The organism is Kitasatospora sp. NPDC002227, assembly GCF_040296285.1.
Taxonomy (GTDB): domain Bacteria; phylum Actinomycetota; class Actinomycetes; order Streptomycetales; family Streptomycetaceae; genus Kitasatospora.
The window spans coordinates 55,419-65,305 of the sequence record NZ_JBEOWY010000035.1 but is presented as its reverse complement, the minus strand read 5'-3'; the positions used below and the strand labels follow the sequence as shown (position 1 = coordinate 65,305).

At 73.3% G+C, this 9,887-nt stretch carries 12 protein-coding genes; all 12 read left to right on the top strand.

Annotated features, from left to right (window positions below; all coding sequences use genetic code 11):
* Window positions 1-143: 143 nt before the first annotated feature.
* Window positions 144-1,136, top strand: coding sequence for an FKBP-type peptidyl-prolyl cis-trans isomerase (locus tag ABT095_RS26735; RefSeq protein ID WP_350532060.1), 993 nt, complete (start codon window positions 144-146; stop codon window positions 1,134-1,136).
* A 155-nt stretch (window positions 1,137-1,291) separates the two neighbouring features.
* Window positions 1,292-2,560: an FKBP-type peptidyl-prolyl cis-trans isomerase gene (locus tag ABT095_RS26730; RefSeq protein WP_350532059.1), complete on the top strand. Its 1,269-nt coding sequence runs from the start codon at window positions 1,292-1,294 to the stop codon at window positions 2,558-2,560.
* Window positions 2,561-2,601: 41 nt separating this feature from the next.
* Entirely contained in the window at window positions 2,602-2,976 is a 375-nt protein-coding gene (locus tag ABT095_RS26725; RefSeq protein WP_350532058.1) for an FKBP-type peptidyl-prolyl cis-trans isomerase, read from the top strand.
* A gap of 154 nt (window positions 2,977-3,130) precedes the next feature.
* Window positions 3,131-4,102 (top strand): helix-turn-helix transcriptional regulator, encoded by a 972-nt coding sequence (locus ABT095_RS26720; RefSeq protein WP_350532057.1) that lies wholly within the window; start codon window positions 3,131-3,133, stop codon window positions 4,100-4,102.
* Between the two features lie 2 nt (window positions 4,103-4,104).
* The gene (locus ABT095_RS26715; protein ID WP_350532056.1) at window positions 4,105-5,052 is read left to right on the top strand and encodes a helix-turn-helix transcriptional regulator; all 948 of its coding nucleotides are present in this window, start codon (window positions 4,105-4,107) and stop codon (window positions 5,050-5,052) included.
* Window positions 5,052-5,276: a hypothetical protein gene (locus ABT095_RS26710; RefSeq protein WP_502885014.1), complete on the top strand. Its 225-nt coding sequence runs from the start codon at window positions 5,052-5,054 to the stop codon at window positions 5,274-5,276. Before ABT095_RS26715 ends, ABT095_RS26710 begins: the two co-directional genes overlap by 1 nt.
* A gap of 5 nt (window positions 5,277-5,281) precedes the next feature.
* Window positions 5,282-5,449, top strand: coding sequence for a hypothetical protein (locus tag ABT095_RS26705; protein ID WP_350532055.1), 168 nt, complete (start codon window positions 5,282-5,284; stop codon window positions 5,447-5,449).
* A 124-nt stretch (window positions 5,450-5,573) separates the two neighbouring features.
* The gene (tatA, locus tag ABT095_RS26700) at window positions 5,574-5,837 is read left to right on the top strand and encodes a Sec-independent protein translocase subunit TatA (protein WP_350532054.1); all 264 of its coding nucleotides are present in this window, start codon (window positions 5,574-5,576) and stop codon (window positions 5,835-5,837) included.
* 56 nt (window positions 5,838-5,893) lie between these two features.
* On the top strand, window positions 5,894-6,808 hold the full coding sequence (tatC, locus tag ABT095_RS26695; protein ID WP_350532053.1) for a twin-arginine translocase subunit TatC: 915 nt from the start codon (window positions 5,894-5,896) through the stop codon (window positions 6,806-6,808).
* A gap of 118 nt (window positions 6,809-6,926) precedes the next feature.
* The gene (locus ABT095_RS26690; protein ID WP_350532052.1) at window positions 6,927-8,087 is read left to right on the top strand and encodes an NAD(P)/FAD-dependent oxidoreductase; all 1,161 of its coding nucleotides are present in this window, start codon (window positions 6,927-6,929) and stop codon (window positions 8,085-8,087) included.
* The gene (locus ABT095_RS26685; protein ID WP_350532051.1) at window positions 8,084-8,407 is read left to right on the top strand and encodes a (2Fe-2S)-binding protein; all 324 of its coding nucleotides are present in this window, start codon (window positions 8,084-8,086) and stop codon (window positions 8,405-8,407) included. Before ABT095_RS26690 ends, ABT095_RS26685 begins: the two co-directional genes overlap by 4 nt.
* On the top strand, window positions 8,388-9,818 hold the full coding sequence (locus ABT095_RS26680; protein WP_350532050.1) for an FAD/NAD(P)-dependent oxidoreductase: 1,431 nt from the start codon (window positions 8,388-8,390) through the stop codon (window positions 9,816-9,818). The genes ABT095_RS26685 and ABT095_RS26680 overlap by 20 nt, the downstream gene beginning before the upstream one ends.
* Window positions 9,819-9,887: the final 69 nt, after the last annotated feature.

The window sequence follows — 9,887 nt, the reverse complement described above, 5'->3', positions numbered from 1 at the left end:
GGTGTCCACGCTTATCGCCGGGTTGTGCCCCCCCGGGGGGGCGGGGTGCACTGCACCCGGCCCACCTGCGTGTCGCCGCCCCATTCGGTGACGAATCGGGTCATAGGCTGACGGTCAAGCACCGACCGACAGTTAGGACCGCCGTGCGTCGCCTCGCCGGGCTGCTCGCCGTACTGCCTCTCGTCCTGCTCGCCGCCTGCAGCAGCGGCTCCTCCTCCTCGGCGGGCGCCTCGCCCTCGGGCACCTCCTCGGCCTCGGCGCCGGCGGTGCCGACCCCGGTCGCCTCGGCCTCCCCGATGCCCACCGTGGCGGGGGACTTCGGCACCAAGGCCGCCATCACCGTGCCGTCCGGGCAGCCGAGCGGGCAGTTCGTGGTGCACACGGTGAGCGAGGGGGACGGCCCGGCGGTGGCCAAGGGCGACTGGGTGACGGTCAACTACACGGCCAAGGACTGGACCACCGGCAAGGACGTCTCCAGCTCCTACGACTCCGGCCAGAAGCCGCAGCTCTACCAGGCGAGCGGCGGCGAGCTGGTGGCCGCCTTCGACCAGAGCGTGCTCGGCAAGAAGGTCGGCAGCCGCCTGCTGGTGGTGGCGCCCCCGGCGGCGGCCTTCGGCGGCCAGGGCAACAGCAGCCTGGGGGTGGGTGCGACGGACACGGTGGTCTTCGTGCTCGACCTCATGGAGGGCGTCCCGCAGGACTCGAGCGTCACCGGCGCCATGACCCAGCCCCCGGCCACCTCCCCCCAGGTCAAGGACAACGGAAAGGCCGCCCCGACCATCACCGTCCCGGCCGGCCCGCCCGCCCCGCCGGCCGACCTGCAGAAGTACGTCCTGGTCAGGGGCGACGGCAAGCCGGTGACCGCCGGCCAGCAGCTGATCGTCCAGTACACCGGCGTCCTGTGGGCCAACGGCCAGCAGTTCGACTCCTCCTGGAGCCACGGCGGCGCCCAGCGCATGCAGATCGGCGCCGGCCAGCTGATCAAGGGCTGGGACGAGGGCCTGGTCGGCCAGAGCGTCGGCAGCCGCGTCGAACTCGTCGTCCCACCCGCCCTCGGCTACGGCGACAAGGCCCAGTCCGCCGTCCCGGCGAACTCCACCCTGGTCTTCGTGATCGACATCCTGGAGGCCGTCTGAGAGGCTTGCCGACCACACCTCTCATGTGCACCTGACATACTGGCGCGGCTCAGCACTGTGGTAAGTGCCGACGGGGCTCCGGTGAGGGTGCCGCACGGCCGGATGGATGGGGAGTCATGTCTGATAAAACGTCGAGCCCGGGCGATCCCGGTACCGTGAGCGGTGCCGTCGCCGGTGACCCGGCCGCCTCGCGGCCCGGCGGGCCGTTGGCGGGCGAGGGCGAGTCGATCGTCGTTCCGCCGGAGATGCTCAAGCAGCAGGCGGGCTGGGGCGGTACTCCGGTGGAGCCGCGGGAGCCGGCCAAGGAGGAGGAGCCGCAGGTCTTCGCCTCCACGGTGCGCCGCCAGGACCTCTCCGAGGCGGGGTACGACGAGAACCCGCCCGGTGCGGGCAAGCTCGGTGTGATCCTCGGCACGGTGCTGGCCCTGCTGCTGGTCGGCAGCGGCGTCACGCTGTACATGGTGAACCGGCCGGACTCCGGCTCGAAGACCAAGGCCGCAGACTCGGCCCCGAGCACCCCCGCGGCCCCCACCCAGGACCCGGTGCCGCCGATCAAGGACAGCGCCAAGGTGCTCCCGACCGTCACCGGTGACTTCGGCAAGAAGCCGGCCATCGAGGTGCCGAAGGACGCGCCCGAGGGCACCTTCGTGGTCAAGCAGCTGAGCGAGGGCGACGGCCCCAAGGTCAACAAGAACGACTGGGTCTCGGTCGACTTCGCGGCCAAGGACTGGGCCACCGGCAAGGACATCGCCGGTTCGTACGACAACGGCAAGCCGCAGCTCTACCAGGCCGGCTCCGGCAAGCTCATCCCCGCGCTGGACAGCGTGGTCACCGGCCACAAGGCCGGCAGCCGCCTGCTCGTGGTGGCGCCCCCGGCGGCCGCCTTCGGCGCCCAGGGCAACAGCGGCATGGGTGTCGGCGCGAAGGACAACCTGGTCTTCGTGATCGACGTCCGCCAGGCCACCGCGCCGGACGCCACCGTCCAGGGCGAGATGACCGACCCGCCGTCCGACTTCCCCAAGGTGAAGGACAACGGCAAGAAGGCCGCCGAGATCACCCCCGTGCCCGGCTCGGCCGACCCGACGGACCTCAAGTCGGCGGTCCTGATCCAGGGCAAGGGCAAGAAGGTCGAGTCCGGCGAGAAGGTCGTCGTCCAGTACACCGGCGCGCTGTACAAGGACGGCAAGAAGTTCGACTCCTCGCTCGACCGCGGCCAGGCGTTCAGCTTCGTCACCGGTGGCGGCAGCGTCATCGAGGGCTGGGACAAGGGCATCGTCGGCCAGACCGTCGGCAGCCGGATCGAGCTGGTCATCCCGGCGAAGCTCGGCTACAAGGACCAGGCCTCCGGCCCGATCCCGGCCAACTCGACGCTGGTGTTCGTGGTGGACATCCTCGATGCGGGCGTGGGGTCGGCGGACAGCTAGCCTTAGCGCTGGCAGTACACCCGAACCGAGAGAAGAGTTTCGTGACTCAGAAGACCAAGCCCGAGATCGACTTCCCGGGTGGCGAGGCCCCGGCCGAGCTCCAGATCCGCGACATCGTCGTCGGTGACGGCGCCGAGGCCAAGCCGGGTGCCATGGTCGAGGTCCACTACGTCGGTGTCACCTTCGCCTCCGGCGAGGAGTTCGACGCTTCGTGGAACCGTGGCCAGACCTTCCGCTTCCCGCTGGGCGGCGGCCGGGTCATCAAGGGCTGGGACCAGGGCGTCGCGGGCATGAAGGTCGGCGGCCGTCGCGAGCTGGTCATCCCGCCGCACCTGGCGTACGGCAACCAGTCGCCGAGCCCGCTCATCCCGGCCGGCTCCACCCTGATCTTCGTGGTGGACCTGCTGGGCGTCTGAGCCAGGCTCAGCCCGAGGGCCGCATCCCGCTCCGGCGGGGTGCGGCCCTCGCCTTTTCGGCCCGGCTTTCCCCCGCCCGGCCGCTACCGGTACGGTCGGGTCCGGCCGGGCGATCACCCCGGTACCCTGCGTGAGCTGTACGGAAAGGTCTGCGATGGCGATCGCCAAGGCGGAGCGGCTGATGAACCTCGCCCTGTGCCTGATGAACACCAGACGGCCGCTCTCCAAGAAGGAGCTGCGCGAGTCTGTCGAGGCGTACCGGGAGGCCTGGCAGCAGGGCAGCGAGGACGCCTTCAACCGGATGTTCGAGCGGGACAAGGACGACCTGCGCGAGCTCGGCCTGATCATCGACGTGGACGAGAACGCCCTCGACGGCGAGGTCGGCTACCTGGCCCGGCGCGACCGCAACCGGCTGCCCGAGATCGCCCTGGACGCCGAGGAGGCCGCCGCGCTGACGCTGGCCGCCCGGGTCTGGCAGCAGGCCAAGATGTCCGGCGCCGCCAGCGGCGCCCTGCAGAAGCTGCGCGCCGCCGGGGTGCCGTTCACCGAGGACGCCGAGCACAGTGCGCTGCAGCCGCGCATCCCGGCCCGCGAGGCCGCCTTCGAGCCGCTCCTTGTCGCCGCCCGCGACCGCCGGCCCGTCACCTTCGAGTACCGCAAGGCCGGCGCCGCCGCGCCCGAGCAGCGCGCCGTCGAGCCCTGGGCGCTGGAGTGCTGGCGCGGCCACTGGTACCTGGCCGGCTGGGACCGCGACCGGGAGGCCGCCCGGGTCTTCCGGCTGAGCCGGATCACCGGCAAGGTGCGCTCCCGGGCCGGTAAGTTCACCGGCGAGGTGCCGGGCCACGTGGACGTCCGCGCCGTGGTCGCCCGCTTCGCCGGCGAGGGCGCCACCGCCACCGCCACCGTGCGGGTGCGCCGCGAGGCCGGCTTCCCGTTGCGCACCAAGGCGATCAGCCTGACCCCGGCCGGGCCGGACTGGGACGAACTGGAGATCCCCTACGGCAACGGCCTGGGGGCCGACCTGGCCGAGTTCGGGCCCGACCTCGTGGTGCTCGCGCCCGAGGAGCTGCGGGCGGATGTCATCGACCGGCTGCGCGCTGTCGCCGGCCTCGGCGTGGGGGAGTGACCATGAGCAACGCGATCGACCAGACCCGGCGGATGCTCTCGCTGGTCACCTACCTGCGCGAGCGCCCCGGCGCCGAGGTGGCCGAGGTGGCCCGCGCCTTCGGCATCAGCGAGCGCGAGCTGATCGACGACCTGAACGTGCTGCCGATGTGCGGCACCAGCTTCCGCGGCGGCGACCTGCTCGACATCGACACCGACGGCGAGCGGATCTGGTGGCACAACGTGGACGACGTGGCGCAGCCGCTGCGCCTGGCCGCCGACGAGGCCACCGCCCTCCTGGTGGCCGCCCGCGCGGTGGCCGGTCTGCCGGGCCTGCGCGAGCGGGACCGCCAGGCGCTCACCCGCGCCGTCACCAAGATCGAGAACGCGGCCGGCGAGAGCGCCGACGCCTCCGCCCGGGTCGGCGTGACCTTCGAGGCCGAGGGCCAGGTCTTCGCCGACATCGACCGCGCGCTCAGCGAGGGCCGGCTGATCTGGCTGCGCTACTACTCGCACGGGCGCGGCGGCATGACCGAGCGCGAGGTGGACCCGATCCGCCTGGTCACCGAGGGCCACACCTACCTGGAGGGGTGGTGCCGGGTCTCCGAGGACCGGCGCCTGTTCCGCCTGGACCGGGTGGCCGAGATCAAGGTGCTGGACGAGCCGGCCGACCCGCCGCGCCTGGAGCCGCGCGACCTCTCGGCCGGTCTGGTCAACCCGGCCGCCGACGACCCCGAGGTCGTGGTCGAGGTCGGCCCGGGCGGGCGCTGGGTGGCCGAGTACTACCCGCACGACCGGGCCGAGGAGCTGCCCGACGGCGGCCTGCGGATCACCCTGCGCAGCGCGGACCCGGCGGGCCTGCGCCCGCTCGCGCTGCGGCTGGGCCGGGACGGGCGGATCGTCGCCCCCGCCGAGCTGGCCGAGCAGGCCCGCAGCGCGGCGCAGGCGGCCCTGGCCGGCTACGGGCTCTGATGGCCACCTCGTTCAAGGTCTACTGCTCGGAGTGCCGGGAGAAGGTCGAGCTGGCCGCCTCGGCCTTCCGGCTGGCCCTCGGGGCGACGGCGGAGCGCACCTTCTACAGCTTCACCTGCCCGGCCTGCGGAGCATCCGTCCGCAAGCCGGCCGGGGAGAAGATCGTCGCCGCGCTGACCGGGGCCGGGGTCAGCACCATGCGGCTCCTGCCGGTCGAAGGGTGAGTGCCGTGAACTGGACCCTGGTCGCCGCCGTACTGCTCTCCACGGCCGGTCTGCTGCTGCTCGGGGTGCTCGGCGCCCGGCTCTGGCTGGACGCCGCCCGGCTGGCCCGGGCGGTGGACGGCGCCTCCCGGGCGCTCGCCGAGGCGGCCGAGGAGATCCCGGTCCGGGGGTGAGGGCGGGCACACTGGGACGTGTAGCCGACGCAGTGGCCAGGTGGCGGTTGCCGCCCGGTCACCGGCACGGGCTACCATCGCCCGCAGTGGGGGAAGCCTGCCCCCGACGGGAAGGTGGTCACTGATGAGGATCTCGCCGATGGCGATCCTGGTGATCCTGGTCTTCGCGGTCCTGCTGTTCGGCGCCAAGAAACTGCCCGAGCTGATGCGGAACCTCGGCAAGTCGGCCCGCATCCTGAAGAGTGAGGCCAAGGCGCTGCGCGAGGACGGCCCGTCCGCGCCACAGCCGCAGGCCGCTCCGGCTCCGAAGGCGGTCAAGTCCGCCCCCGGCGCCCCTGCCTCGGCGGCCCGCCCGGTCGTCGATCCGCAGGACGCTCAACAGAGCTGAGCACCACCAGCTGCCCGCCACCCGGCGGGCACCACCGCACTAGTTGAGGACCGGGGTTGAGCAAGTCGTCGAAAGCGCCCAAGGACCCCGAGGGCAGGATGGCCCTCGCCGACCATCTCCGTGAGCTGCGGAGCCGGTTGGTCAAATCGGTCCTGGCGATCGTGCTGCTCACGATCGTGGCACTGTACTTCCACACGCAGATCGAGACCTTCCTGCTGAAGCCGCTGCCGCAGTGCACGAAGGAGACGTCGAGCGACTTCCACGGTAAGTGTGCCCAGATCTCGAACATCGGCCTCACCACGCCGTTCACCTGGACGCTCAAGGTCGCGCTGACGGCGGCCGTGGTGGCCACGGTGCCGATCTGGCTGTACCAGCTGTGGGCCTTCATCTCGCCCGGTCTGCACAAGCACGAGCGCCGCTACGCGCTGAGCTTCCTGGGCGCCGGCGTGCCGCTGTTCCTGGCGGGTGTGACCTGCGCGTACCTGCTGCTGCCGACCACGGTGCAGGTGCTGATCTCCTTCAGCCCGGACAACACGACGCCGATCCTGCCGCCCGAGGACTACTTCGACATCGCGACGCGGCTGCTGCTCGTCTTCGGCTGCGCCTTCGAGTTCCCGCTGCTGCTGGTGATGCTCAACTTCGCGGGTATGGTGACCGGCAAGCGGCTGCTCGGCTGGTGGCGCGCGATGATCATGGGCATCACGGTCTTCGCGGCCTTCGCGACGCCCAGCACCGACCCGCTCAGCATGCTCGCGCTGGCGGCGCCGATCTGGGGCCTGTACTTCATCGCGGTCGGCATCGCCCTGGTCAACGACCGCCGCCGGGCCCGCCGCAACCCCGACGCCGACCTCGACGACGAGGAGGCCTCGTACGTCGACCTCTCCGTCGACTCGGTCGAGGCGTCCGAGGCCCCGGCCGCGCCGGCGCCCGTCCCGGCGGCCCGGGGTGAGCAGATGGACGACATCACCTGAGAGATGCGGTGAGCACCGAAGGCCCGGGGGAGTGCGATCCTCCGGGCCTTCGGCGTTCACCGGACGTCTGCTTTTACGTGGCCTTGGCAAGTTGACTGCAGTGTGACATATTACTGCCGTGCTCAAGAGATCCCCCCACGATGTCGTGGTGATCGGCGCCGGTGTCGTCGGCGCCGCCTGCGCGTACTACGCGACCCAGGCCGGCCTGTCGGTGGCCGTCGTCGACCGCGGACCGGTCGCGGGCGGGACGACGGGTGCCGGCGAGGGCAACCTGCTGGTGTCGGACAAGGAGCCGGGGCCGGAGCTGACCCTGGCGCTGTACTCGACGCGGCTGTGGCAGGAGCTCGCCGAGGAGCTCGGCGAGCAGGTGGAGTACGAGCCCAAGGGCGGCCTGGTGGTCGCCTCGGGCGAGGCGGGGATGGCTGCCCTGCGGACCTTCGCCGCGCACCAGGCCGAGACCGGCGTGGACTCCGAGGAGATCCCGGGGGAGCGCCTGCGCGAGCTGGAGCCGCACCTGGCCGAGGGGTTGGCCGGCGGCTTCCACTACCCTCAGGACGCGCAGGTGCAGCCGGCTCTGGCCGCCGCCCACCTGCTGCGCGCCGCCCGCCGGGCCGGTGCCGAGGTCTTCCTCGGCGAGGCCGTCACCGCGATCCGGCGGGGCCCCGGCGGCGCCGTCACCGGAGTCACCACCGAGCGCCGCAGCATCGACGCCCCGGCGGTGGTCAACGCCGCCGGCACCTGGGGCGGCGAGCTGGCGAAGCTCGCGGGCGTGCACCTGCCGGTGATGCCCCGGCGCGGCTTCGTCCTGGTCACCGAGCCGCTCCCGCGCGTGGTGCGCCACAAGGTCTACGCCGCCGACTACGTCGCCGACGTGGCCAGCGGCTCGGCCGCGCTGCAGACCTCCGCCGTGGTCGAGGGCACCCCGGCCGGCCCGGTGCTGATCGGGGCCAGCCGGGAGCGGGTCGGCTTCGACCGGACGATGTCCGTCGAGGTGCTGCACCGGCTGGCCGCCAACGCGGTGAAGCTCTTCCCGCTGCTCGCCGAGGTGAGCGTGCAGCGCGCCTACCGGGGCTTCCGCCCGTACCTGCCGGACCACCTGCCGGCGATCGGCGCCGACGCCCGGGTGGCCGGGCTGTACCACGCCTGCGGCCACGAGGGCGCGGGCATCGGCCTGGCCCCCGCCACCGGCCGCCTGATCGCCGCCCAGCTCGCGGGCAAGCAGCCCGAGCTGGACCTCACCCCCTTCAACCCCGACCGATTCACCGAGGAGGCGTCATGAGCAGCGGCCGGCAGACCCCCGCCTCCCTGGTCGGCGCGCGGCCCGAGGCCGCGCACACCATCGAGTTCGACGGCCGCGAGATCCCCGCGCTGCCCGGCCAGTCGATCGCCGCCGCGCTGTGGGCCGAGGGCATCCTGGCCTGGCGCACCACCCGGGCCGGCGGCAAGCCGCGCGGCGCCTTCTGCGGCATCGGTGTCTGCTTCGACTGCCTGGCGACCGTCAACGGGCGGCCCAACCAGCGCACCTGCCTGCTGCCCGCCGAGCCCGGCGACACCGTCACCACCCAGGAGGGCCACGGCCGTGCCGACCTCGCCATCTGAGCCGTACGAGCCCTTCGACCTCGCGGTAGTGGGCGCCGGCCCCGCAGGTCTGGCCGCCGCCGTGACGGCCGCCGAGTTCGGCCTGCGCTGCGCCCTGCTGGACGCGGGCCCGCGCCCGGGCGGCCAGTACTACCGCCACCCCGCGCCGGGCCTGCGGGCCGCGCACCCCGAGAAGCTGCACCACGGCTGGGGCGCCTTCACGGCCCTGTCCGCCCGGCTCGAGCGGCAGACCGGCCTGGGCCGGATCAGCTACCTGACCGAGCACCAGGTCTGGACGGCCGAGCACGGCGAGCTGTGGCGGCTGCACGCCACCACCGGCCCCGGCGCCGAGGGCAAGGCGGTCGTCCCGGCCAGGGCCGTGCTGCTGGCCACGGGCGCGTACGAGCGCCAGCTGCCCTTCCCCGGCTGGACGCTGCCCGGGGTGGTCACCGCCGGTGGCGCGCAGGCCATGCTCAAGGCCGGCCTGGTGCTGCCCGGCAAGCGGATCGTGGTGGCGGGCTCCGGCCCGCTGCTGCTGGCCGCCGCCTCCTCGCTGGTCACCGCCGGGGGACACGTCCCGGCGGTGGTGGAGGCCACCGACTACCTCGGCTACGCGAAGGGGGTCGGCACCCTGCTGGCCAACCCCGCCAAGCTGGTCGAGGGCGCCGAGCACGGCACCAAGCTGCTGCGGCACGGCGTGCGGCTGCGCCGCTCCAGCGCCGTGGTCGAGGCGCACGGCACGGACCGGGTGACCGGCGTGACGATCGCCCGGCTGGACCGCGAGTGGCGGCCCGTCCCCGGCACCGAGCGGTACGTGGAGTGCGACGCGCTCGCCGTCGGCCACGGCCTGGTGCCGCAGATCGAGCTGGCCACCGAGCTGGGCGCCGCGACCCGCGAGCTGCCCGACGGCACGGTGGGCCTGCGGGTGGACCCGGAGCTGCGCACCAGCCTGCCCAGCCTCTGGGCGGCGGGGGAGACCTGCGGGGTCGGCGGCGCGGACCTGGCGATCGCCGAGGGCGAGCTGGCGGCCCACGTGATCGCCGGCCGGGACGTGCCGGGCGCGCTGCGGGCCAAGCAGCAGCGCCGCCGGGCCTTCGCCCGGCTGATGGCCCGCTCGCACCGCCCCGGCCCCGGCTGGCCGGAGTGGCTCACCCCCGAGACGGACGTCTGCCGCTGCGAGGAGGTGCCCGCCGGGCGCATCCGCGAGGCGGTGGAGGATCTGGGTGCGGGCGACGCCCGTACCGTCAAGTTGCTCACCCGGGCCGGGATGGGCTGGTGCCAGGGCCGGATGTGCGGCCCGGCCGTCGCCTGCCTGGCGGGGGAGGCCGGCGCCCGCGCCGACAGCCGCCCGCTGGCCTGCCCCGTCCCGCTGGGTCAGTTGGCCGCCGTTCCGGCCGCTGGGGCGGCGGATGCCGCCGACCCGACAGACTGACCGATCATTCGGACGGTGCAGCCCTCTTGTGGCTGCTCCGCCCGCTACAATAAAATGTCACACCTCACC